Source organism: Cupriavidus laharis (assembly GCF_914271435.1).
In the GTDB taxonomy this organism is placed as follows: domain Bacteria; phylum Pseudomonadota; class Gammaproteobacteria; order Burkholderiales; family Burkholderiaceae; genus Cupriavidus; species Cupriavidus laharis.
Window position 1 is genome coordinate 1 of the sequence record NZ_CAJZAI010000032.1, and the last position, 22744, is coordinate 22744.

Sequence of the window (22744 nt, forward strand, 5' to 3'; positions counted from 1 at the left end):
GGGGTAGTCGTCCTTTTTGTGCAAAATATTACGGTTTCCCCGCAAAGCCTTTCTTTATAAGGCGCTCCGGGCAAAGCAGACAGCTGCCTGCTGCCCTCAAGTGACTTCGGGAGTACCATGTCCGCCCGCGATTTCAGATCGTGTCACCTGGATGGGGGCGGAAGATGCCGGGCTTCGAATTTCGCTATGTGGGAAAAGACAGCTTGCCTTCTCGATTGTCGGAATTCGATGTAGAGCACTATTTCGCGCTGACTGACAGCGATGTTGCCGCAATCAACCAGAAATTTCGGCATGCCGGCCGTGCCGGAGCCGCCATCCAGCTGGCATTTCTGCGGGCAAGTGGCTGTACCCTTGACCAACTGAACACACTCCCCCGTCAGCTTTTGCGCTACGTGGGCGAAAAGCTGGGGTTACCAACTCCGACGATCGCCTCGCTGCGCACCCTCTATCAGCGATATCCGACGCTGTATGAACACCAGGTCTGGGCCTGCCAATACCTCGGCTTAACACGAATCGATGACGAGCATTGGAGAGGCCTCGGAGCTTGGATGCGGCAAGATGCCGCCGAATCGCTGTCTCTTGATGAGTTGATCCAGCACGCCCACTACTGGTTGTATGAGCGACGGATTCTGATTCCTTCCACACGAGCGCTGCTGAGCCTGGCTCGTTCAATTTGGGCGGGCATCGAGCGAGATTTGCTGGTGGCGATTGAGGCGGTCGTCCCCCTGGCGCAGAGAGCAGGAGCCGAAGCTGCCGTGTTCGCCCAACATGCGACAGCGGGAACGACCGTGCTGGAATGGCTCAAGACCCCGCCAGCACGGCATAGCCCTTCAACCATGAACGAGACGCTGGCCAAGATCCGCTTCTTAAAGGGCCTCGGCGCGCATACTTGGGCGTTTGATGCTATTCCGATCGAGAAACAGCGCGCCTGTGGCCAGCGTATCCAGGCTCGCCGTCCCGCCAAAGTCCGCGAACTGAAGACCTCCACGCGTACGATTGAGCTGGTGTTTTTCCTGCGTGTGACCTTGCTGGAGCTGACGGACGCGATGCTCTACCAAACCGGACGGCGCGTCTCCGACCTGGTTCGGCAGGCCTACAACAAGACCACGACGAAGCAAGCGCGCTCGGCGATCGAATACCGGCAGCAAATGGTCGAGATCAAGGCCCTGGTTGACGATACCCGCCGCTCGGCCGAAGAACGGCTGGCCGACATCGGCAAGCTGCTTGAAGGCCTATCAGCCAAGCCACCGGCAAGCCACGCCGCCAGCGTGCGCGAAACGCTCACGGAAGACCACCACCGTATCCGCAACCTCCTGACTCCCTTGCGGGAGTTGGAATTTGCCAGCAACGGCACCGATCCGGCCCTGCGGCAGCTTGAGTTCATCGGTAGTCTGCACGACCAAGGCGCGACGGAATTGCCGCCCGATTGCAATGTGGCGGTGGGCGCGAGCTGGCGTGACCTGGTGGACGGCGAAGACCGTAAGCGCGCGTTGCGCGCGATGGAAGCCTGCGCGATCACGGGGCTGCGTAAGGGGCTGCGCCGCGGCACCGTGTGGATCAGCCATAGCCTGTCGTTTCGGGAACGCGATCAGCTGCTGATCCCGCCGGCTCAGTGGGATTCTGAGCGCGACCGGTATCTGTCCACGCTTGGCTTGCCGAACCAGGCGGACACCTACCTCAATCCCCTGATGGATCACCTGAAGGCAGGCCTCGCGGCACTGGACGAGGCGCGCGTGGCAGGCCACGTCACGATCGACACGAACGGCGTGCTGCATCTGTCGCCACTCGAAGCGGCGGAAAGCGATGGCATCCCCACGCGCACCCGTGATCTGCTCTTCAAGGACATCGGCAACGCGCAGTTTTCCGACATGATTCTCGAGATGGATGCCCATACCAATTTCAGCGAAGTGCTGCTGGCGCGCAAGGCCGGGGACGCGCACGAATTGATCGCGCTCTACGCCGCGCTGCTCGCACATGGCACCGAGCTCGATGCCAAGGGTGTCGCCGCCATGATTCCGCGGCTCGATCCGGCGCATGTCTCCACCGCGATGCGCGCGCTTGAGATGCCCGGGCGGCTGCGCCGCGCGAACGAACGGGTAGTGGAATTCCAGCGCACGCACCCGATCACCGAGTTATGGGGGACCGGTCAACAGGCGTCCAGCGATTCGATGAGCCTGGACACCTCGCGACACTTATTCTATGCCCGCGCCGATCCTCGACGTCGCACTCATGCCGTCGGAATCTATACGCACGTGCTGGACCAGCACGGCATCGTCTATAACCAACCCATGGTGCTCAACGAACGCCAGGCTGGCGTGGCCATTGAAGGAGTCATGCGCCACAATGAGACCCGTAGCGACGGCGGGCTGCTCCGGCTCGCGGTCGATACCCACGGATACACGAGCGTTGGGATGGCGGTGTCCAAATTGCTCGGCTTTGATCTATGCCCATGGCTGCGCAATCTGTCGGAGCGCAAGCTGTATTTGCCGCGCGGCCTGCAGGTAACGGATGGACTGTTGGCCGCCGTCTCGCATGAGATCTCGCTCAAGGCAATCCGCGACGGCTGGGATGGCTTGCTGCGCCTAATCGCCTCCATCCACTCGGGCCGGGTGAGTGCAATCGTCGCGCTGCAGCGATTCGGCAGCGCCGCCCAAGGCGACCCTATCCATCGGGCAGCCGATCATCTGGGCAAGATGCTGCGCACACTCTTCTTGTGCGATTTTTTCAGCAACACCGAGTTTCGTCGGGAGCTGCGCACGCTGCTCAACCGGGGGGAGTCGGTGCACCAGCTTCAGCGTGCCATTTACTCGAGCAAGGTACACCATGATCGCGGGCGCCGTCAGGACGAAATAATCGCGATTTCCGGATCGCTGACGCTGCTGACGAATCTGGTGATTGCCTGGAACACCCAGCGCATGCAAACGACGGCCAATGCTTGGCGGCGCAAGGGGCAACGGATTGAAGATGACTGGCTGCGCCGCATGGGGCCCGCACATTTCGCGCATGTGAATTTCCGGGGCATCATGAACTTTCCGATCCACCTGTATCAAGACAGCCTGCTTGAGGTGTCACCGCAGCGGCGTGCGGTGTAGCAAGAGGAACGGACCCTCCGGAGCCAGACTGATCAACTCCAGTAAGTATCGGTCAGCGGATCGTGCAGCGTCACCTCGATAAAGCAATTGCAGAGGTCCGCGTTTTCGTGCATCTCCGCGAGCAGTACCTCGATGGCTTTCTCCAGCTCCGGCCCTGCGGCGAACGGCATGACGATTTCATAGCGGGGGCGGCGCTGCTCGAAGACGCGCATCTGGTACTGGGACAGGCAGAACTGCTCGATCCAGCGGCGCGCCTTCGACTTGCCGCGCACGAATTTGCTGTTGCGCTCGATGTATAGGTCAACCGTCAACCGCGTTTCAGGCCCGGGCTTAGGCGCAACCGTGGGACGTCGCTCGGGCGGCGGCGGCGCCGACGGTAGGGTGGCTGGTGGCGGTGCCAGCGCTGCTTCGATACGGTGCTGCGCGAATGGGTCTGGCGCGTCGATGTAGCGCATGGCCGAGCGGACATCCTTCCAGCCGACGTATTCCATCAGCATCTTGAGGTCCCACTGGTTCGCGTTTGCCCAGGTGGCAAAGCCGCGCCGCAGCGAGTGGCTGCTGTAGCGGTCCGCCTGCGGCAGCCCCGCATCCTGGAACAGCTTGCGCAGCAAGGGCACGACGCTGCTGGCTTGCAGCCCCTCTTCGGCGATCCGTCCCCAGCGATCGATCCGCCGAAATACAGGGCCCGCTGCCAAGCCTGACGCGGCCAGCCAAGCCACATAGGCTGCCACCGGGCAGAGGCGCGACAAGGCAGGCGCCTTGTGCGTTGTGCCGGCATGGTTGCGGTCCGTCTTGGTGTGCGGCAGGAAGATCGTCATGCCCCGGCCGGGCTCGACGGTGATGTGCTCGATCTGCAGCCGGCTCAATTCGTCCGACCGGAAGCCGCGCCAGAAGCCAATCAGCACCAGGGCCTTGTTGCGCGCCAGGACCTGGAGGTGGTGGTCATTGCCCGTCATCGAGGCCGCTGCAATTTGGGCGTCGAGCCACACCACCAGTTGCTCGAACTGAGCGAGCTGCAGCGGCTTGGCGCGCCGCTCTTGTGCGGGGTGCAATGCCTGGATGCCCTTGAGCACCTTCCGCACGTGTGGCGCCCGGGTCGGATCTGGGAAGCCTTGCGAGACGTGCCATTGTGCGATGGCAGCCAGGCGCTGCCGCAGCGTGTTGATGGATAGCGTCTGCGCGTGCTCGGCCAGGTAACGCGCGATGCTGTCGGCGCTCGCCGGCAGAAAACCACCCCATTCGACCTCGAAATGACGAATGGCCGCCTGGTAGCTTCGCCGCGTGTTGTCGCGGGTGGCGGCTTCCAGGTATCGGTCGACGTCGTGCATGGCCAAGGGAGCAAATAGCGATGATGGGGATGCGTATTGTCGCGCTTGTCTGGTCTCCATGACCATCTCGGGATCCGCTTGTGCATTTCGCCACCTCGAATCGCCCCACGTCCGCTCTTCGTCATGTGCAAGCGGTGACTTGCGGGTAGCGACGCCATCCTGGACTCGATCACGGTGAAGTTCAGAGCGCCCTGCGGTTGCCTTCGTCAGGGAGTGTGGTGGGTGCGCGTGAATCCAGCTTCCTGCGTTGCACAGAGGCGGTGAGGCCATTTCGTACTAGTGGGTCGGTTAGAGAGCCTCGCGCCAGGGCCTCATACGTGATAATCCGCCATTATCGCGTGTCAATAATTGAGCGAATCCACCTTGCTTGACGGCTACATTCGGTACGTATATACATAGTACGTAATATGGTATCAAATTGTAGAGAGCATCATGGCCCGTGCTGGTCTAAGCCGTCTGGATGTCAAACGCGCCCGCGATTCGTTGGTGGCCCAGGGGCAGCATCCGTCGATCGACGCGATACGTATCGCGCTGGGCAATACCGGCTCGAAAACGACGATTCACCGCTATCTCAAGGAACTGGAAGAAGAGGAAGGCGGGGCGCTCCAGCGGGCCGGATCGACCTCCGACGCCATCCTGGATCTGGTCGGCAGGCTGGCGGCACGGCTGCACGAAGAAGCGCAGGCAGTGGTCGACCAGCAGGTCGCGGCCGCCACCGCACAGCGGCAGCAGGTCCGAGCAGAAGCCGACAAGCTGTCCGGTGACCTCGTCGCACTTCGCGCCGAACTGGCGCAGGCGCATGCCACCGTTGCCGAAGTGCGGGCCGCGCACAGTGACACGCAAACGGCGCTGCAGCAGCGGGCCCTGGAGGCCGAACGGCTGGTGCAGCAGGTCCAGGATCTCACCGAAAGGCTGGCCGAACACGAAGGCTTCCGGCGCTCGCTGGAGGAGAAGTTGCAGCACGCACACCAAGCACTGGAGCACTTCCGCAACGCCAGCAAAGAGCAGCGCGATCAGGAGGCACGCCGGCACGAGCAGCAGGTCCAACAACTGCAGGCAGAAACCCGGCAAGCCAATCAGGCGCTGATCGTCAAGCAGGGGGAGATCACGCAACTGAACAAGGACGGCGCACGGCTGGTCGCGGAGATTGCCGCCTCGGCCAAACGCTGCCGCGTTCTGGAGGCGCAGGCAGAACAGGCACATGCTGGGCTGAACCAAGCCCGTGTCGATCAAGTCCGCGCGGAAGCCGAACGCGATGCCCTACGCTCCGCGGTCCAGCAGCAAGCGGATGAGCTAGCCGCCGAGCGTGCCGCGCGCGAGCGCCTGGCCGGCGAGCTGGCCAAGGTCACCGGACGGCTCGACGCCCAGCAGCAGTTGCTGGCGGACTATCGGACACAGCTCGGCGTGGCTGGTCCGGCAGCTTGAATGCGTAAGGTTTTGCACGAAAAGGACGACTACCCATTATAACAATCAGATCTATAGATGCGGATATATATAAGTCGCCTTTTTATGATAGGAAATCGGCCTTATCTTGGTCAGACCCTTATTTCCAGGAGTCCTTCATCCCGCCCAACGAGCGGCGCCTGGACGTTTCACCGCCGTGGCGCCGCTGACACTGCGGCCTGATCCACTCGTTCGAGCCAGGCGACCGCGATCTTCCGAACGTCCGAAGCCTTGTAGCCGTTGCCCAACGGGAAACGTGCCGCTGACTCCGGCTCAAGCCCCTAATCGCGCGAGACTCTGCCGGAATTCCAGCGGCGCACGCCCGGTGTGCTTCCTGAAGATTCGGCTGAAGTATGCTGGGTCCTCGAAGCCGAGGCCTTCGGCGACGGCCGTGACGCTCAGCTCATCGTGGGCCAATAGCCGCTTGGCTTCGAGCATGACGCGCTCCCGGATGAGTTGGGCGGCGGTGCTGCCGAGAGCCCGGCGCGTGGCGTCGTTCAGGGCGCGTTCGGTCACGCGCAGCTGGGACGCGTAGTCGGCCACCTCCTGCACCGTGGCGAACTGCTGCTCGAGCAGCGCCTTGAAGCGCCGGGCGAGCATGAGGCTGCGGCGCGAGGCGTCCGCGTTACCGCCCGGCGCGGCCAGTCGCGAGGCCAGGACGAGAAGGATGTAGAGGTAGGACCGGATCATGTCCTGCGCACCGTAGTGCTCTTCACGGTACTCCTGATCGATCGCTTCGAGCGTGGCACGGATGCGCGTGGCCTGTTCGTCGTCCGGGTAAAGGGCCTGCACCTGGTTCTCGAGGTCGAACACCGGAATCTCGGTGAGCACGTTCTTGTTCTGCAGCTGCAGCGCGAAGAACTCGGCGCTGAAGTTGATGGTGTAGCCCGTCGTGTCGTCGGACAGCTCGAAGTCGTGGATCTGTCCGGGCGACATGAAGAACATCGTGTGGGGTCGCACGTCGTACTTCACCGAGTCGATGATGTGGTGGCCGCTGCCGCGCTCGACCCAGACGATGTGGAAGAAATCGTGCCGGTGCGGGTAGGGCAGCGTCGACATCAGCTTCTGCAGCGGCGCCATGTGGAAGTCGGTTGACTTGATCTCCGAGCCGTATTCGAAGTTCGCGATCCGGAAGACCGGGAGCTGGCAACAGGTGACGCCGTGCATGTCAATAGTCCTCGATACATCTGAACGGAGCCGGCGCGCCCGCACAGCGGCTCCAATCAATCCGCTGGCTCAGGTCTGGGCGGACGCGCCGAGGCCGGCCGGCACGAGCGGCGTGCGCGCCTGCCCGTCCAGACCGGCGCAGAGCTTGCGTAGCAGCGCCAGCAGCTCCGACTGCTCGCGCTCGGAGAGGGGCGCGAGCTGGCGCTGCATGGCGCGCTGCACCGGTCCCTCGGCCTCGGCCAGCACGCGCTCGCCCTCGGGGGGCAACGACAGCCGCAGGCGTCGCCCGCCGACGGCCGGCTCGCGCGCGACATCGCCGACTGGTCGATGCCCTGTGCGCTGGCGAGCACGGTGAGCGCGGCGTACTGGGGGGCCGTGAGCCCCGGCACGCGGCACTCCTCCTCGAAGTGCGCTCGGCGCAGCAGGAAGCCGGGACGCCAATAGAAATCCTCGACGCGCTGACGCGATGTCTTCATGCTGGACGCTGTTAGTGCGCTAACAAATAGGGGAAAACCCAAGTCCCGTCGAAAAGTCCAAGAAATCCTTCGGACCGTCCTAACGCCAAGACCCACCCGTCGCGAACACTCCTTCCCATGCGCCGAGACACCTGTCCAAGGCGCATCCATCGGACCTCCCCACTGGACTGGAGACATCGTGACGAACCGTACCTCCCTCAAGCGCCCTGTGCGCACCGCCCTTGCCTGTGCCCTGTTGACGGCCGGTCTGGCCGGCTCGGCGCTCGCCGGCGACAAGTTCGTGATGAAGCTGGGCCACACGCTGGCCCCGGACAACCATTACCAGCTCACCGCGCTGGAGTTCGCGCGCCTGGTCAAGCAGAAGACCCACGGCGCGGTCGAGGTGCAGGTGTTCCCGCAGTCGCAGCTCGGTGGCGAGGTGCAGATGACGCAGGCGCTGCGCACCGGCACGCAGGACATGATGCTGTCCGGCCAGGCGGCGGTGGTGAACACCATCAAGCAGTGGGAGGTCTTCGACATCCCGTACCTGTTCGACAGCGTCGACGACGCCAACCGCGTGTTGCAGGGGCCGGTGGGCAAGAAGTTCCTCGACATGATGAAGCCGGCCAACATGGTCGGCCTGGCCTGGATCTCGGTGGGCGAGCGCAACCTCTTCACCGCCAAGAAGACCATCAAGTCGCTCGACGACGTGAAGGACATGAAGGTTCGCGTCATGCAGAGCCCCGGCTACATCGCCGGCTACAGGGCCCTGGGCGCCAACCCGACGCCGCTGGCCTACAACCAGCTCTTCCTGGCGCTCTCGCAGGGCCTGGTCGACGGCGCCGACACCTCGCCCGAGCAGTTCATCCAGGACAAGTTCGCCGACGTCGCCAAGCACTACTACATGACCCGGGTGAACTACCTGCCGGTCGTGCTCGCGATCGGCAAGACCTCGTGGAACAAGCTCTCGCCCGAGCAGCAGAAGGCCATGCAGGAGTCGGCCAACGAAGCGGCGCAGTTCGACATCAGGACCTACCACAAGCAGTACGACGAGGCGCTCGCGCAGATGAAGGCCAAGGGCATCCAGGTTGAGCAGATCGACACCAAGCCCTGGGCCGCCGCGACCGAAGCCGCGCGCAAGGAACTGGCCGCGAAGATCCCCGACGGTACCGTCCTCTACAAGGACATCGTGGCCGCCAAGCAGGGCGCGGCCGTGGCCGCGAAGTAAGCCGGGAGGCCGCCATGAAAAAGCTCATCCAAGGCATCGTCCGGCTCGACGACTGGGTCCTGAAGGCCACGCTCGCCCTCTGTGGCGCGCTGCTGGCCGTGATGGTTGCCGTCGCCGCCGCCGGCGTGGTGTGCCGCTTCGCACTGCACGCCTCGCTGTCGTGGTCGGAAGAGTTCGACGCCTACCTGTTCGTCTGGCTCACCTGCCTGGGCGCCGCGGCTGGCGTCAAGCTGCGCGCGCACCCCCAGGTGCGGGCGCTGGCCGACCGCATGCCCTCGTTCACCCAGAAGGCGATCGCCGACCTGACCGACGCCGTGGTAGTGGCGCTCGGGGTCATCCTCGTCCTCTATGGCGGCGAAATGATCTCGATGATGGGCACGGAGACGGCGGCCTCGCTGCCGATCTCCATGACCTATCCCTACCTCGCCATCCCGGTGGGCGGTGCGCTGCTCATCTTCCATTCGCTGGTGCGCATCCTGGTTGCGCACGCGGCGCCCGGCGCGACCATCAACGCCGCGCCCATCGTGCACGGCTTGCCCGAGCACATCTGAGGAGTTTCATCATGTGGGCATTGGGCTTGGGTGCCGGCCTGCTCGGGCTTGGCGTGCCGGTGGCCGTGTGCATCGGTATCGCCGCCGCGCTCGCGCTGGCCGCCAACGGTACGCCGCTGCTGGTCATTCCGCAGCAACTCTTTTCCAACCTCAACAACTTCAGCCTGCTGGCGATCCCCTTCTTCATGCTGACGGGGGCGATCATGGATTCGGGCGGCGTGTCCAAGCGCCTGATCGAGTTCTCGCAGGCGCTGGTGGGCTTCATCCGCGGGGGGATCGGCCACGTCACCATCGTCGCGAGCATGTTCTTCGCCGACCTGTCGGGTTCGGCCACGGCCGACACCGCGGCGATTGGCTCGGTGATGATCCCCGGCATGGTGAAGAAGGGCTATGCGCGCCCGTTCGCGGTCGCGCTGCAGTCCGCGGCCGGCTCGCTGGGCCTGCTCTCCCCGGTGTCGATGAGCATGCTGGTCTACGCCTACACGGCCAACGTGTCGGTGGGCACCATGTTCGTCGCGGGCATCCTGCCGATGGCACTTGTGGTGGTGTCGTTCATGGTCGTCAACTACATGACGGCCGTACGCAACAACTACACCGCGGTGGAGCCGTTCTCGGCGCGCAAGCTGTGGTCGTCGTTCAAGGAGGCGTTCTGGGCGCTGCTCACGCCGGTGATCATTCTCGGCGGCATCCTGGGCGGCGTGTTCACGCCAGTCGAGGCCGGCGTCGTGGCGGCGATCTACGTCACCGTCGTCAGCCGCTTCGTCTTCAAGAGCCTCACGCTTGCGCACTTCGGCGAAATCCTCAAGAAGACGGCCGTCAACACCACCCGCGTGACGTTCCTCCTGGGCCTGGCGTTCGTGCTCGGGCGCTACCTGATCGAGGCGCAGGTCCCCTCGCAAGTGGCCAACAGCTTCCTCCTGCTGACCACCAGCGCGGTGCTGCTGCTGATCCTCATCAACCTGTTCCTGATCGCCACGCACACCGTGCTGGAGACGATCTCGAGCATCGTGGTGGTGATCCCGGTGTTCATGCCGCTGGTCACGCAGATGGGCATCGACCCGATCGTCTTCGGGGTAATCGTGCTGATCAACTCGGCCATCGGCATCAACCTGCCGCCGATCGGCTTTTGCCTGTTCACCGCGGCCTCGATCGGCGGGGTGTCGGTGGAGAAGGCGACCAAGGCGATCCTGCCCTTCATCGGTGCGCTGATCGTAGACCTGGCGCTGATCATCGCCTTCCCGGCGATCCCGCGCTTCCTTCCCAACCTGCTCGGCATGAGCTGAGGACCAGGACATCATGGCCAAGCGACCCCACATGGATTGCTACGCGGTCGGCGATCACGCCGAGTTCGCGAAGACCGTCACCGACTACGACGTCTACGCCTTCGCCGGCATCGTCGGCGACTTCTACGGCGTGCACGTCAACGAGGAATACGCCAAGACCACGCGCTTCGAGCGCCGCATCGCGCAGGGCGCGCTCTCGGTGGGCTTCCTCGCCACGGTGATGGGCTACATGGCGGCCAAGGCGCCCAACCCGGGCGCCGTCTCCTACCGCTACGACATCACGTTCAACGCGCCGGTCTACTTGGGCGACACCGTGACCGCGCGGCTGGAGCTCGCCGAGAAGGACGAGGACCGCAACACCTGCGTCTTCAACGCCACCGTCACCAACCAGAAGGGCGGCGTGGTGGCGAGCGGACGCACCTACCTGAAGGTGCTGTGATGCTGAAGACCGAGCAGGCCGGTGCGGTCCGCATCCTCACCATCGACCGCGCCGACAAGATGAACGCCTTCGCCCCTGGGCTGATCGCGCTCGTCGAGGCGGCGCTGGACGAGGCGCTGGCCGACGAGGCGACGCGGGTGGTGGTCATCACCGGCGCGGGCAACCGGGCGTTCGTGGCGGGCAACGACGTCGCAGCACTGGCGGCGCTCGACCCGGTCGGCGCCTATCGCGACATGCAGGCTGGTCAGCGGCTCATGAAGCGGCTGCACGAGTTCGAAAAGCCCACGATCGCGATGGTCAACGGCTACGCGCTCGGCGGTGGCTTCGAGCTCGCACTCGCTTGCGACTTCGTGATCTCCTCCACGGAGGCGCGCTTCGGCTTTCCCGAGATCTCGCTCGACACGATGCCCGGCTGGGGCGGCACCCAGCTCGCCGTGCTCAAGCTCGGCCTCGCGCGCGCCAAGGAGCTGGTGCTGAGCGGGCGCCACCACAGTGCCGACGCGTGCCGCGGCTACGGCTTCGTCACGCGCATCGTGGCGCCCGAGGCGTTGCGCGAGGCCACCCTCGACTTCGCCGCCACCCTCGCGCGTCGCCACCCGTTCGCCCTCGAGATGGCCAAGCGCGCGCTCAACCGCGCGGCCGAGATGCCGCTGCAGGCAGGGCTCGACCTCGAGGCCGCCACCTATGCCCTGAACTTCGGCACGCCGCACGCGCGCGCCGGCCTCCAGAACTTCCTGAACAAGTGAGACCGCCATGCCTCATGGGCTGACCGAGGAACACACCCTCATTCGCGACGCGGTGCGCCGCTTCGCCGAGGCGCAGATCGCGCCGATTTCCGAACGGCTGTGGGAGGAGCAGGCCTTCCCCTACGGCATCTGGCAGGCCGCCGGCGAGCTCGGCTTCGCCGGCGTGCCTTACCCCGAAACCTACGGCGGCGGCGGCGGCCAGTGGCTCTCGTTCGTCATCGTGCTGGAGGAGCTCGCGCGCGTCGATTGCGCCGTGGCCAATGCGCTGATGGCGAACTCGTCGGTCGCGAGCCTGCTCAACGCCTACGGCACCGAGTCTCAGAAGCGCACTTACCTGCGGCCGATTCTGGAGGGTCGCCGCATCGGCGCCATCGGGCTCACTGAGCCCAACGCCGGCTCCGACGCGGCCAACATCGCCACCCGCGCGTTGCAGGACGGCGGCGAGTGGGTCATCAACGGCGCCAAGACCTTCATCAGCAACTCGGGCACCGACGTCACCGGCCCGGTGGTGATCGCCGCGGTCACCGGTACCAAGCCCGATGGCCGCAAGGAGATCTCCAACTTCATCGTGCCCAGCGGCACGCCCGGCTTCGGTACCGGCCGCAAGCTCAAGAAGATCGGCTGGCGCGCCTCGAGCACGCACGAGCTCTTCTTCGAGAACTGCCGCATCCCCGGCGACCACCTGCTCGGCGAGCGCGGTGCCGGCCTGCGCCAGACACTGGCGCAGATCAGCACCGGCCGCATCCTGATCGGCGCGCTCGCGCTCGGCATCCTGCAGGGCTCGCTCGAGCGCTCGATCGCCTACATGAAGGAGCGGCGCGCCTTCGGCAAGCCGATCGCCGACTTCCAGGCCCTGCAGTTCAAGGTTGCCGACATGGCCACGCACGCCCACGCGGCGCGGCTGATGCTGTACGACGCCGCCGCACGCAAGGACGCCGGCGAGCGCTTCGACCAACAGGCCTCAATGGCCAAGCTCTTCGCCAGCGAGCGCGCGATGGAGGCGGCGCACCAGGCGCTGCAGATCCACGGCGGTTACGGGATCATGAGCGAGTACCCCGTTTCGCGCGCATTTGGCGACGCCAAGGTGCTGGAGATCGTGGAGGGCACCTCCGAGATCCAGCGAATGATCATCGCGCGCGAGCTGCTGTCGTCGGCATGACGGCGCGCGCATCCCCGGAGTCCATCATGCTCGAAGGCATCAAGGTCCTCAGCTTCACCCATTTCCTCCAGGGCCCCTCGGCAGTGCAGATGCTCGCCGACGTGGGCGCCGACGTGATCAAGATCGAGCCCCCGCAAGGCGCCTTCGAGCGCGGCTGGGCCGGCTTCGACGCCTTCGCCGAAGGCGTGTCGATCTTCTTCCTCCTCGGCAACCGCAACCAGCGCGCGATCCAGCTCGACCTGCGCAACGAGGAGGCCAAGCGAATCGTCTACCGCCTCGTGCGCGAGGCCGACGTGCTGGTCGAGAACTACCGGCCGGGCGTGATGGCCAAGCTCGGCTTCGGCTACGAGCAGCTGAAGGCCATCAACCCGCGCCTGGTCTACTGCTCGTGCACCGGCTACGGCTCGAGCGGTCCGAACCTCAAGCGGCCCGGCCAGGACCTGCTGCTGCAGGCCATGAGCGGCATGGCGATGCTCTCGGGCGACGGCGAATCGGCGCCCACGCCGGTGGGCTCGGCCATCGTCGATCAGCACGCCGCGGTGCTCGCCGCCTTCGGCGTGGTGGCCGCGCTGCAGGCGCGCGAGCGCACGGGCCGCGGCACGCTGGTCGAAAGCAACCTGCTCAACGCGGCGCTCGACCTGCAGATCGAGCCTTTCAGCTACTACCTCAACAAGGGCCCGCTGTGGAAGCGCAGCAGCCCGGCCATGGGCAGCCGCTTCCACCCGGCGCCCTACGGCGTGTACCGCACAGCCGACGGCTGGATCGCGATCTCGCTCACGACGCCGGCCAAGCTCGCCGCCGCCCTGGACGACGAGGCGCTCGCCGCCTTCGACGGTCCGAAGGACACGGTGGAGCGGCGCGAGGAGGTGCACCAGGCGGTGACCCGCGCGCTGCGATGCCACACCACCGCGCAAGCGATGGAAGCGTTCGACCGGCACGACGTCTGGTACGCGCCGGTCAACGACTACGAGCAGGTCGAAGCCGACCCGCAGGTCGCGCACAACGAGATCGTGCAGACCATCGACCATCCCGAGGCCGGTCCGGTGCGGCTGATGGCCCATCCGGTCCGCTACGACGGCCAGGTGCCGCCGGTGCGCCGGCTGCCGCCGCGCCTGGGTGAGCACACGCGCGAGGTTCTGGCCGAGCTCGGCTATACCGATGACGAGGTCGAGGCCCTGCTGGCACGAGGCGCGGCCCTGGCGGGCGCCGAAGAGCCAGCGCCCGCCGCGACGAGCGCGAACGCTGCAGGCGCGGCGGCGGCCTCATCGCGCGAGCGCGGCCCTCAGGGCATCGATACGCAGCCGCAGCGCGACGAAGCCGTGGAGGTGGTGCGATGACGCTTGCCGCCGCGACCAACGACCTGCTGCGCTTCGAGGACCTGCCCATCGGCCGACAGCACGCGCTCGCGCGCCGCTTCAGCGCTGCCGACGTCGATGCCTTCGCGCGCCTGTCGGGCGATCTGAATCCGCTGCACATGGATTCCCGCTTCGCGGGGCGCACGCCCTTCGGCCAGCGCGTCGTGCACGGTCTGTTCACCGGCGCGCTGGTGTCGACAGCACACACGCAGCTGACGGGACCGGGCTTCGTCTACGTGGGCCAGGAACTGCGCTTCCTCGGGCCGGTGTTCATCGGCGACCGGGTCGACGTGCAGGTGACGATCGTCGACAAGAAGCCCGCCAAGCGGATCCTCGTGCTCGACACGATGGTGCGCAACCAGCGCGGCGAACAGGTGCTGGCCGGCCTGTCGGCGCTTAAGGAACTGCGCTTCGAATGACCGGGAGACGCTTGCCATGACTGCCCCCCTCACGCTCACGCCGCGCGACTTCCTGCCCGATGACGGCCACGCCGGCACGCTGGTCGGCCGCGCCTGGGTGCCCGGCGCCACGCCAGGTCCCGCGGTGGTCGCCTTCCGCACCGACGGCGTGTACGACCTCAGCGACCGCATCGCCACGATGTCGGGCTTGCTCGAGCGCGCCGACCCGGCCGGGTTCGTGCGCGACACGCCCGGGCGCCGCATCGCCAGCCTCGAGACCGTTCTGGCCAGCACCGCCCGCACGGCGCGCGACGAGCGCGAGCCCTACCTGCTCGCGCCCTGCGACCTGCAGGTGATTAAGGCGGCCGGCGTGACCTTCGCCGCCAGCCTGCTGGAGCGCGTCATCGAGGAGCGCGCCGCGGGCGATCCTTCGCTCGCCGCCGGCATCCGCGAACGCGTGCTCGGCGCAATCGGCGGTGATTTGCGCGTGCTGCGACCGGGATCGGAAGCGGCGATGCGGCTCAAGGCCGTGCTCATCGAGCAAGGCATGTGGTCGCAGTACCTCGAGGTCGGAATCGGACCGGACGCCGAGGTCTTCACCAAGGCGCCGGTGCTCGCGGCCGTCGGCACGGGTGTCGACATCGGCCTCCATCCGGCCTCGGCCTGGAACAACCCGGAGCCCGAGGTGGTGCTGGGCGTCGACAGCCGCGGCCGCATCCTCGGCGCCACGCTCGGCAACGACGTCAACCTGCGCGACTTCGAGGGCCGCAGCGCGCTGCTGCTCGGCAAGGCCAAGGACAACAACGCCTCGTGCGCGATCGGGCCCTTCATGCGGCTGTTCGACGCGAGCTTCTCGCTCGAGGACCTGCGGAGCGAGGACATCGGCCTGCGCGTGGAAGGCCCCGACGGTTTCGTGCTCAATGGTGCCAGCACGATGCGCGAGATCAGCCGCGACCCCGAGGAACTGGTGCGCCATACGCTCGGCGGCACGCACCAGTACCCCGACGGCTTCATGCTGTTCCTCGGCACGCTGTTCGCGCCGGTGGACGACCGCGACGCGCCGGGGCGCGGCTTCACCCATCACGTTGGCGACGTGGTCACGATCCGCAGCCACCACCTCGGCACGCTGCGCAACCGCGTGGACACCTCCGACCGCATCGCGCCCTGGAGCTTCGGCCTGCGCGCGTTCATCACCAATCTCGCGGCGCGCGGCCTGCTGGCCGACGGCCGGCTCTGAGGACCGCTTTCCATGACATTGACCGGACAGATGCTTATCGGCGACGAGGCCGTGACGGGCACGCAGGGCCTCGTCGACCCGCTGCAGGCGGGCACTGGCGAGCCGCTCGGCCCGCGTTACAGCGGCGCCGGTCTGGCCGAGGTGGCGCGCGCCTGCGCGCTCGCCGAGGCCGCCTTCGACACCTATCGCGAGACGACGCCCGAGGCGCGGGCGCGCTTTCTCGAGGCGATCGCCGCGCGCATCGCGGCCCTGGGCGCGCCGCTCATCGAGCGCGCCATGGCCGAGAGCGGCTTGCCGCGCGCGCGCCTGGAGGGCGAGGGCGCCCGCACGGTTGGCCAGCTGCGGCTCTTTGCGCAGGTGGTGCGCGACGGTCGCTGGGCCGGCGTGACGCTGGACCGGGCGCTGCCCGCGCGCACGCCGCCGCGCCCGGACCTGCGGATGCGCAACATCGCGCTCGGCCCGGTCGCGGTGTTCGGCGCGAGCAACTTCCCGCTCGCCTTCTCGGTCGCCGGTGGCGACACGGCCTCAGCCCTCGCCGCCGGCTGCCCCGTCGTCGTGAAAGCGCATAACGGCCACCTGGGCACCAGCGAGCTGGTCGGCCGCGCGGTGCAAGCTGCGGTGCGCGACTGCGGACTGCCAGCGGGTGTCTTCTCGCTGCTGGTGGGCGTCGACAACGCGATCGGCGAGGCGCTGGTGCGTCACCCGGCGATCCAGGCAGTGGGCTTCACGGGCTCGCGCGCAGGCGGCCTGTCGCTGTGCGCGATCGCGGCATCGCGGCCGCTACCGATCCCGGTGTTCGCCGAGATGAGCGCGGTCAACCCCGTGTTCCTGCTGCCCGAGGCGCTGCAGCGGCGCGGCGAGACGATCGCGCGTGACTACGTTGACTCGCTGACGCTCGGCGCGGGGCAGTTCTGCACCAACCCGGGCGTCGCCGTCGGTATCGAAGGGCCTGCGCTGGAGGCCTTCCGCGCCCAGGCGGCGCGCGCGCTCGCGACGAAGGACGCCGCTGTGATGCTCACTGCCGGCATCCAGTCCGCCTACGAGCGCGGCCTCCATCGGCTCGCGCACCTGCCCGGCGTGCGCGCGATCGCGCGCGGCGGCGCGGCGAGCCTGGGCGGTCGCGCGCAAGCGGCGCTCTTCGCCACCGACGCCGCGCGCTTCATCGTCGAGCCCACGCTCGCCGAGGAGGTGTTCGGCCCGGCCAGCCTGGTCGTGGGCTGCCGCGACGCCGAGGAGATGCTCGAGCTCGCGCGCCGGCTCGATGGCCAGCTCACCGCGACCCTGCAGCTGGAGGGCGGCGACCACGCCCTGGCGCGGCGACTGCTGCCGGTGCTCGAACGCAAGGCCGGCCGCGTGCTCGCCAATGGCTTTCCCACCGGCGTCGAAGTCGCCTATGCCATGGTGCATGGCGGACCGTTCCCCGCCACCTCCGACGCGCGCAGCACCTCGGTGGGCGCGCGCGCGATCGAGCGCTTCCTGCGTCCGGTCTGCTACCAGGCCTTGCCGGCCGACCTGCTGCCGCAGGCGCTGCGCGAGGACAACCCCCTGCAGCTGCCTCGCCTTGTCGATGGACAACCCGACTCTGAATGTCATCCCTTCAAGGAATTGTCATGAGCTCCACCCTTTCCCTCTCGGCGTCGCAACGGCATCTGTTCGACGGCGTCCTGCTTCGCGCCGCGCAGAAGGTCGCCGAGGATGAACCGACGCTGGGAGTCGAGTTCCCCCACGTCACCCGCCCCGACGGCCGCTGGAGTACCGTGCCGGCCTCGGTCTCGGCCGGCTACACCGGTGAGGCATGGAGCCACGGCAACTGGCTGTGCGGCTTCTGGGTCGGCCTGCTGCTCGCCGCCTGGCGGCGCACCGAGGACCCGCGCTTCCTCACCTGGGCGCGCGAGCGCATGCGCCTGGTGGCGCAGCGCGCCGACGACCCCAACACCCACGACATCGGCTTCATCTTCGAGAGCAGCGCGGTGCCGGGCTTCCACGTCACGGGCGACCGCTGGTACGCCGACATTGCGCTGCGAGCGGCCGACAAGCTGCGCGCGCGCCTGGTGAACACGTGCAGCGGCAGCTACCTCGCCTCCTGGGGTCCCCTCAGCGACCCGCGCGGGCGCTGCAGCTCGGCCATCGACACCATGGCCAACCTGCCGCTGCTCTACTGGGCCGCGCGCACCAGCGGCGACGGCAGCTACCGCCTGGCCGCCGAGGCGCACGCACAGATGACCGCGCGTGCGTTCATCCGCGTCGACGGCTCGACCTACCACGCGGTCGAGTACAACCCCGAGAGCGGGGAACGCCGGCGCGGCTACACCTTCCAGGGCGCAGGCGATGAATCGGCCTGGTCGCGCGGCCAGGGCTGGGCGATCTACGGGTTCGTCGAATCGGCGCGCGAGAGCGGCAAGGTCGAGTACCTGCGGCTGGCCGAGCGCCTCGCCGACTACTACGTGCAGCGGCTGGACGGCCGGCAGGTGCCGCCTTGGGACTTCGACGCGACGGGCGACGATGCTCGGATCAAGGACACCGCGGCCGCCGCGGTGGTGTCCGGTGCGCTCATCGAGCTGGGCCGCATCCACCCGCAGCCGCAGGCGGGTGGGGCGTGGTCGCAGCGCGGGCTCGCGATGCTGGAGGCGCTGGCGCGCGACGAGTTCGCGTACGAGGCGGAGCACCGGGGCCTGCTCAGGAACGCGTGCTACTCCAAGCCGCACAGCGAAGGCGTCGTCTCGGCCACGATGTTCGGCGACTGGTTCTTCATGGAAGCGCTGTGCCGCGCCGCCATGCCCGGCGCGCTGCAGCCCGTGCTCCCCGCGCCGAGGTTCTGAGCGATGCCGAGCGTGTGGAAATTCAACAGCGCGGGGCAGATCGTCTTCGGAGCCGGCGCCATCGCCCGGCTGCCCGTGCTGGTGCAGCGGCTGGGCGGCACGCGGGTGGCGCTTGTCACCGATCCGGGCCTGGAGGCCGCCGGCCTGCTCGGGCGCGTGGTCGACGTGCTGAAGACCCGCGGCATCGCGCCGCAGGTGTTTGCGCAGGCGTTGCCCGAGCCGGACATGGCGTCGGTGCGCCGTTGCCGCGATGCGCTGGCGGATACCCGACCCGACCTCCTCATTGCGCTCGGCGGCGGCTCGTGCATCGACCTGGCGAAGATCGTCGCGACCTGGCTCACCCACGGCGGGCAGGTGGCCGACTACTACGGCGAGAACAAGCTGCCCGGGCCCGTCATGCCGATCATCGCGATCCCGACCACCGCGGGCACCGGCTCGGAGGTGTCGCCGGTGGCGATCGTCACCGACGACCAGTTGCACATGAAGGTCGGGCTCTCCGACAACCGGCTGCGCCCCGCGGTCGCGCTGCTCGATCCGGAGTTGACCCTCAAGCTGCCGCCGCCGATCACCGCCGCCACCGGAATGGACGCACTCACGCAGGCGATCGAAGGCTACTACGGCAAGGACCATCGCTGGGTCGAGGCCGAGGGCGACCCGATCTACCAGGGCGCCAACCCGATGAGCGACCTGCTGGCCGAGCGCGCGATCGCGCTCATCGCGGAGCACCTGCCGGTGGCCGTGCACCAGGGCGCCAACCTCGAGGCGCGCAGCGGCATGCTGCTGGGCAACATCCTCTCGGCGCTGGCCTTCTCCAACTCCGGCGTGTCGTGGGTGCATGCGGTGGCCTACCCGATCGCCGATGTAGCGCCGCGTCCGCATGGCGAGCTGGTGGGGCTGCTCTTGCCCTGGGGCATGCGCTACAACGCCCCGGCCGCGCCGGACAAGCTGGCCCGCATCGGCGAGCTGCTGGGCGCGCCGGCCCAGGCGTCGCGCGAGGCGCGCATCGAGGCCGGCATTGCGCGCGTCTTCTCGCTGCTCGACACGCTGGGCCTGCCCTCGCGGCTGTCCTCCATCGGCGTGCGGGCCGAGCACATCGAGGACATCGTGGAGCGCTCACTCGGCATCGAACGGCTGAACCGGCTCAATCCACGCCGCCCCACGCGCGAGGCGCTGGTGGCGCTGCTGCAGGAGGCGCTCTGAGATGGCATCGTTGGCTGCTGGACCGTTGCAGCACGAGGTGGCGCTGGTGACCGGCGCGACCTCGGGCATCGGCGAGGCGATCGCTCGCCGCTTCGCCGCAGAAGGCGCGCGGGTGGCGGTGGTGGGGCGCGACGCGCGGCGCGGCAATGCGGTCGTCGCCGGCATAGCCGCGGCCGGCGGATGTGCCGCCTTCTTTGCCGCCGATGTGACCCACGACGCCGCAGTGCGCGACCTCATCGCCGATGTCCTGGCGCGCTTCGGCGATCTCTCCATCCTCGTCAACAACGCCGGCCGCTCGGTGCCCGGCACAGTGGTCAACACGACGGCCGCGGAATGGGAGGAAGTCTGGCGCGTGAACGTCAGCTCGGCCTTCCTCACTAGCCACCACGCCGTGCCGCGCCTGCTCGAACGCGGCGGCGGCTGCGTGGTTCACATTGCGTCGGAGGCCGGCCTGAAGGGCCTGAAGGACCGAGCCGCCTACTGTGCCGCGAAGGCGGCGATCGTGGGGCTGACCAAGGCGATGGCCGTCGACCATTCGCCGCACGGCGTGCGGGTGAATTGCATCTGCCCGGGCACCGTGGAGACGCCGATGGTCGCCGAGCTGATCGAGACGCACGCGAACCCGGCGGCGATGAAGGATGCATTCCTGGAACGCCGCCTTACGCCCTATCTCGGCACGCCCGAGGACATTGCCGAGGCGGCGCTCTACATGGTATTGCCGCGCAACCGCTATCTGACCGGCGCGGTGCTGTCGGTTGATGGCGGATCGCTGGCGCGCTAGACAAAATGTATTGACCTGCCGCACCTCAAGCGACGTGGCTTAGGCTTGAGGTGGGTTAAACCAACGGCCCAGAGCCACAATTGAGGGGGCAGGTCATGGACAAGTTTAGCAAGTACGTGGGCCCGGATGGCTACGTGCTGTATCGGCAACTGCGTGATCTGAAGCAGGACTGTCAGGTGGTCGCCCCTTCGCTGATTCCACGCAAGCCTGGCGAACGCGTCAAGTCCGACCGCCGCGACAGCCTGAGTCTGGCCCGGCTGCACCGGGCCGGCGAACTGACCGCGGTCTGGGTCCCCGGCGAAGCCCAGGAGGCCTTACGCGACCTCACCCGTGCGCGCGAGGACATGAAGCATCTGCAGCGGCAGGCCAAGCAAAGATTGTTGTCGTTTCTGTCACGGCATGGCCACCGCTATAGCGGTAAATCCCGCTGGACCCAAGCGCACTGGCGCTGGCTCGAGGGGGTCAAGTTTGCCTACCCCGTGCAGCAGATCGTGCTGCAGGAATACATCGACACCGTCCGGGCTTGCAGCCAACGTGTGGCCAGCCTGGAGCAGGAGATCGAACGCGCGGTGCAGGGCTGCCCGGTCTGGCCGGTAATCGAAGCGTTGATGGCGCTACGCGGGATTAGCCTGATCGCCGCGGTGACCGTGGTCGCCGAGCTTGGCGATCTGCAGCGCTTCACTGATGCGCCGCAGTTGATGGCGTATCTGGGCCTGGTGCCGAGTGAGCATTCCAGCGGCAAGCGCGAACGACGCAGCGGGATCACCAAGGCTGGCAACAGTCATGTGCGGCGGGTGTTGATCGAGGCGGCCTGGATCTATCGACACCCGGCCCGCAAGACGGCAACGTTGCAACGGCGCGCCGAGCGCACCACTGCCCAGATACAGGAGATCGCATGGAGTGCACAGAAGCGCTTATGTCAGCGCTTCCGTCACCTGACAATGCATGGGAAGCTATCAGTGCAAGTTTGCACCGCGATTGCGCGCGAATTGACGGGATTCATTTGGGCAATCGGCCAGCAGGTAGAGGCCAGACCGCATTGATCGAGACACAGCGCAGTGTGTTTGGGCCAGGGCCGGCAGCGGTGGAGAACCCTCGCGCACACTAAGAGGCAACTGGAAACAGCATAACCCTCGACACTAGACGGAGGCAGCTCCTCGACGAATCGTTTGTCATGCGGTACCCAACCCGCGCATATCAGAATGATCAACCGTCGAAGAACCGCTGGCCCTGGCCCAAACACACTGCAAGTTCAAACAGCATAAACAGGCACCGAGCACTTGACAGGGTCATTACATGAAATACGTTTCGCTAGTCGCTCGATCTTTTGCAGGATCGAATCGGCTATGGCGGCCCAGCGGAACGGCGTGGCGTCGGCGTTGTAGCGCTGCACGAACAAGTCGATCTGCTGACGCAATTGACGCACGCTGGTGAAGGAGTTGCGACGGATCGCGCGTTCAGTGATCAGCGCGAACCACCGCTCGACCTGGTTGAGCCAGGAGCTGTAGGTCGGCGTGAAGTGCAGGTGGAATCGCGGGTGCCGCGCCAGCCAAGTCTTCACCTTGCCGTGCTTGTGGGTGATGTAGTTGTCGACGATCAGGTGCAACTCCAACTTTAGGGCAGCAAACAGCGTGGTCGTGCCGTGACGAACATAGTCATGCGTGACGCCTTCGACATATCCGAACCCCATCGGCAATTACGGGCTGCGTGCGCTCCAGCGCTTGAATCTGGCGCTTCTCATCGACGCACAGTACAAGCGCCGACTCGGGTGGATGCCATACGCTCCGCGGTCCAGCAGCAAGCAGACGAGCTAGCCGCCGAGCGTGCCGCGCGCGAGCGCCTGGCCGGCGAGCTGGCCAAGGTTACCGGACGGCTCGACGCCCGGCAGCAGTTGCTGGCGGACTATCGGACACAGCTCGGCGTGACTGGTCCGACAGCTTGAATGCGTAAGGTTTTGCACAAAAAGGACGGCACTTGCGAAATCGGCGGATTTTCAACCCATTGATTCACAAGGAAAATCCGGAGGAAACCGTAAGATTTTGCACAAAAAGGACGACTACCCC

At 66.7% G+C, this 22744-nt stretch carries 19 protein-coding genes and 2 pseudogenes; 17 read left to right on the forward strand and 4 right to left on the reverse strand.

Translation table 11 applies throughout. The features are described 5' to 3' along the window. The first annotated feature begins 164 nt into the window (after window positions 1-164). The gene (locus tag LDO29_RS27660; protein ID WP_224000272.1) at window positions 165-3092 is read left to right on the forward strand and encodes a Tn3 family transposase; all 2928 of its coding nucleotides are present in this window, start codon (window positions 165-167) and stop codon (window positions 3090-3092) included. Between the two features lie 32 nt (window positions 3093-3124). On the opposite strand, the gene LDO29_RS27665 is transcribed toward LDO29_RS27660, so the two are convergent. Beyond that, the gene (locus LDO29_RS27665; RefSeq protein WP_224082937.1) at window positions 3125-4486 is read right to left on the reverse strand and encodes a site-specific integrase; all 1362 of its coding nucleotides are present in this window, start codon (window positions 4484-4486) and stop codon (window positions 3125-3127) included. Window positions 4487-4852: 366 nt separating this feature from the next. Here LDO29_RS27665 and LDO29_RS27670 point away from each other — a divergent pair, with 366 nt between their 5' ends. Further along, complete coding sequence (locus tag LDO29_RS27670) at window positions 4853-5845, forward strand: DNA-binding protein (RefSeq protein ID WP_224000270.1); 993 nt, start codon at window positions 4853-4855, stop codon at window positions 5843-5845. A gap of 291 nt (window positions 5846-6136) precedes the next feature. On the opposite strand, the gene LDO29_RS27675 is transcribed toward LDO29_RS27670, so the two are convergent. Both LDO29_RS27675 and LDO29_RS27680 read right to left on the reverse strand, forming a co-directional pair. Beyond that, the gene (locus LDO29_RS27675; protein ID WP_224000269.1) at window positions 6137-7030 is read right to left on the reverse strand and encodes a helix-turn-helix domain-containing protein; all 894 of its coding nucleotides are present in this window, start codon (window positions 7028-7030) and stop codon (window positions 6137-6139) included. A 69-nt stretch (window positions 7031-7099) separates the two neighbouring features. Then, window positions 7100-7276 (reverse strand): hypothetical protein, encoded by a 177-nt coding sequence (locus LDO29_RS27680; RefSeq protein ID WP_224000267.1) that lies wholly within the window; start codon window positions 7274-7276, stop codon window positions 7100-7102. 408 nt (window positions 7277-7684) lie between these two features. On the opposite strand from LDO29_RS27680, the gene LDO29_RS27685 reads away from it, so the two are divergent. The 14 genes and pseudogenes from LDO29_RS27685 to LDO29_RS27750 all read left to right on the forward strand — a co-directional run. Next, window positions 7685-8713: a TRAP transporter substrate-binding protein gene (locus tag LDO29_RS27685; RefSeq protein ID WP_224000265.1), complete on the forward strand. Its 1029-nt coding sequence runs from the start codon at window positions 7685-7687 to the stop codon at window positions 8711-8713. Window positions 8714-8727: 14 nt separating this feature from the next. Then, on the forward strand, window positions 8728-9264 hold the full coding sequence (locus LDO29_RS27690; RefSeq protein ID WP_224000263.1) for a TRAP transporter small permease: 537 nt from the start codon (window positions 8728-8730) through the stop codon (window positions 9262-9264). Window positions 9265-9275: 11 nt separating this feature from the next. Then, window positions 9276-10547 (forward strand): TRAP transporter large permease, encoded by a 1272-nt coding sequence (locus LDO29_RS27695; RefSeq protein ID WP_224000261.1) that lies wholly within the window; start codon window positions 9276-9278, stop codon window positions 10545-10547. 13 nt (window positions 10548-10560) lie between these two features. Beyond that, entirely contained in the window at window positions 10561-10986 is a 426-nt protein-coding gene (locus LDO29_RS27700) for a MaoC family dehydratase (RefSeq protein ID WP_224000258.1), read from the forward strand. Beyond that, the gene (locus tag LDO29_RS27705; RefSeq protein ID WP_224000257.1) at window positions 10986-11732 is read left to right on the forward strand and encodes an enoyl-CoA hydratase/isomerase family protein; all 747 of its coding nucleotides are present in this window, start codon (window positions 10986-10988) and stop codon (window positions 11730-11732) included. Before LDO29_RS27700 ends, LDO29_RS27705 begins: the two co-directional genes overlap by 1 nt. Before the next feature lie 7 nt (window positions 11733-11739). After that, complete coding sequence (locus LDO29_RS27710) at window positions 11740-12891, forward strand: acyl-CoA dehydrogenase family protein (RefSeq protein WP_224000255.1); 1152 nt, start codon at window positions 11740-11742, stop codon at window positions 12889-12891. 26 nt (window positions 12892-12917) lie between these two features. Beyond that, a complete protein-coding gene (locus tag LDO29_RS27715; RefSeq protein ID WP_224000253.1) occupies window positions 12918-14228 on the forward strand; it encodes a CaiB/BaiF CoA transferase family protein in 1311 nt (436 codons plus the stop codon). Beyond that, window positions 14225-14665, forward strand: a complete 441-nt coding sequence (locus LDO29_RS27720) for a MaoC family dehydratase (protein WP_224000251.1) — start codon at window positions 14225-14227, stop codon at window positions 14663-14665. The genes LDO29_RS27715 and LDO29_RS27720 overlap by 4 nt, the downstream gene beginning before the upstream one ends. 16 nt (window positions 14666-14681) lie before the next feature. Beyond that, window positions 14682-15881, forward strand: coding sequence for a fumarylacetoacetate hydrolase family protein (locus tag LDO29_RS27725; RefSeq protein ID WP_224000249.1), 1200 nt, complete (start codon window positions 14682-14684; stop codon window positions 15879-15881). A 12-nt stretch (window positions 15882-15893) separates the two neighbouring features. After that, window positions 15894-17495: an aldehyde dehydrogenase (NADP(+)) gene (locus LDO29_RS27730; RefSeq protein WP_224000247.1), complete on the forward strand. Its 1602-nt coding sequence runs from the start codon at window positions 15894-15896 to the stop codon at window positions 17493-17495. Next, window positions 17492-18700, forward strand: a complete 1209-nt coding sequence (locus tag LDO29_RS27735; protein ID WP_224000244.1) for a glycoside hydrolase family 88 protein — start codon at window positions 17492-17494, stop codon at window positions 18698-18700. Before LDO29_RS27730 ends, LDO29_RS27735 begins: the two co-directional genes overlap by 4 nt. A gap of 12 nt (window positions 18701-18712) precedes the next feature. Then, window positions 18713-19900 (forward strand): iron-containing alcohol dehydrogenase family protein, encoded by a 1188-nt coding sequence (locus tag LDO29_RS27740; RefSeq protein ID WP_224000242.1) that lies wholly within the window; start codon window positions 18713-18715, stop codon window positions 19898-19900. 1 nt (window position 19901) lies between these two features. Beyond that, window positions 19902-20681, forward strand: coding sequence for an SDR family NAD(P)-dependent oxidoreductase (locus tag LDO29_RS27745; protein ID WP_224000240.1), 780 nt, complete (start codon window positions 19902-19904; stop codon window positions 20679-20681). A 119-nt stretch (window positions 20682-20800) separates the two neighbouring features. Next, window positions 20801-21724 (forward strand): annotated as a pseudogene (locus LDO29_RS27750) (IS110 family transposase); the annotation flags it as partial. A 209-nt stretch (window positions 21725-21933) separates the two neighbouring features. On the opposite strand, the pseudogene LDO29_RS27755 reads toward LDO29_RS27750, so the two are convergent. Next, a pseudogene (locus LDO29_RS27755) lies at window positions 21934-22456 on the reverse strand (transposase); the annotation flags it as partial. Between LDO29_RS27755 and LDO29_RS27760 the strand changes: the two are divergent. After that, on the forward strand, window positions 22450-22623 hold the full coding sequence (locus LDO29_RS27760) for a hypothetical protein (RefSeq protein ID WP_224000238.1): 174 nt from the start codon (window positions 22450-22452) through the stop codon (window positions 22621-22623). The pseudogene LDO29_RS27755 and the gene LDO29_RS27760 sit on opposite strands and share 7 nt — an antisense overlap. Window positions 22624-22744 lie beyond the last annotated feature (121 nt).

Coding starts and splice junctions, on each gene's coding strand:
- LDO29_RS27670 (WP_224000270.1), top strand. CDS start 4,853: ATGGCCCGTGCTGGTCTAAGCCGTCTGGATGTCAAACGCGCCCGCGAT.
- LDO29_RS27700 (WP_224000258.1), top strand. CDS start 10,561: ATGGCCAAGCGACCCCACATGGATTGCTACGCGGTCGGCGATCACGCC.
- LDO29_RS27695 (WP_224000261.1), top strand. CDS start 9,276: ATGTGGGCATTGGGCTTGGGTGCCGGCCTGCTCGGGCTTGGCGTGCCG.
- LDO29_RS27675 (WP_224000269.1), bottom strand. CDS start 7,030: ATGCACGGCGTCACCTGTTGCCAGCTCCCGGTCTTCCGGATCGCGAAC.
- LDO29_RS27660 (WP_224000272.1), top strand. CDS start 165: ATGCCGGGCTTCGAATTTCGCTATGTGGGAAAAGACAGCTTGCCTTCT.
- LDO29_RS27730 (WP_224000247.1), top strand. CDS start 15,894: ATGACATTGACCGGACAGATGCTTATCGGCGACGAGGCCGTGACGGGC.
- LDO29_RS27720 (WP_224000251.1), top strand. CDS start 14,225: ATGACGCTTGCCGCCGCGACCAACGACCTGCTGCGCTTCGAGGACCTG.
- LDO29_RS27690 (WP_224000263.1), top strand. CDS start 8,728: ATGAAAAAGCTCATCCAAGGCATCGTCCGGCTCGACGACTGGGTCCTG.
- LDO29_RS27665 (WP_224082937.1), bottom strand. CDS start 4,486: ATGGTCATGGAGACCAGACAAGCGCGACAATACGCATCCCCATCATCG.
- LDO29_RS27705 (WP_224000257.1), top strand. CDS start 10,986: ATGCTGAAGACCGAGCAGGCCGGTGCGGTCCGCATCCTCACCATCGAC.
- LDO29_RS27725 (WP_224000249.1), top strand. CDS start 14,682: ATGACTGCCCCCCTCACGCTCACGCCGCGCGACTTCCTGCCCGATGAC.
- LDO29_RS27735 (WP_224000244.1), top strand. CDS start 17,492: ATGAGCTCCACCCTTTCCCTCTCGGCGTCGCAACGGCATCTGTTCGAC.
- LDO29_RS27745 (WP_224000240.1), top strand. CDS start 19,902: ATGGCATCGTTGGCTGCTGGACCGTTGCAGCACGAGGTGGCGCTGGTG.
- LDO29_RS27710 (WP_224000255.1), top strand. CDS start 11,740: ATGCCTCATGGGCTGACCGAGGAACACACCCTCATTCGCGACGCGGTG.
- LDO29_RS27715 (WP_224000253.1), top strand. CDS start 12,918: ATGCTCGAAGGCATCAAGGTCCTCAGCTTCACCCATTTCCTCCAGGGC.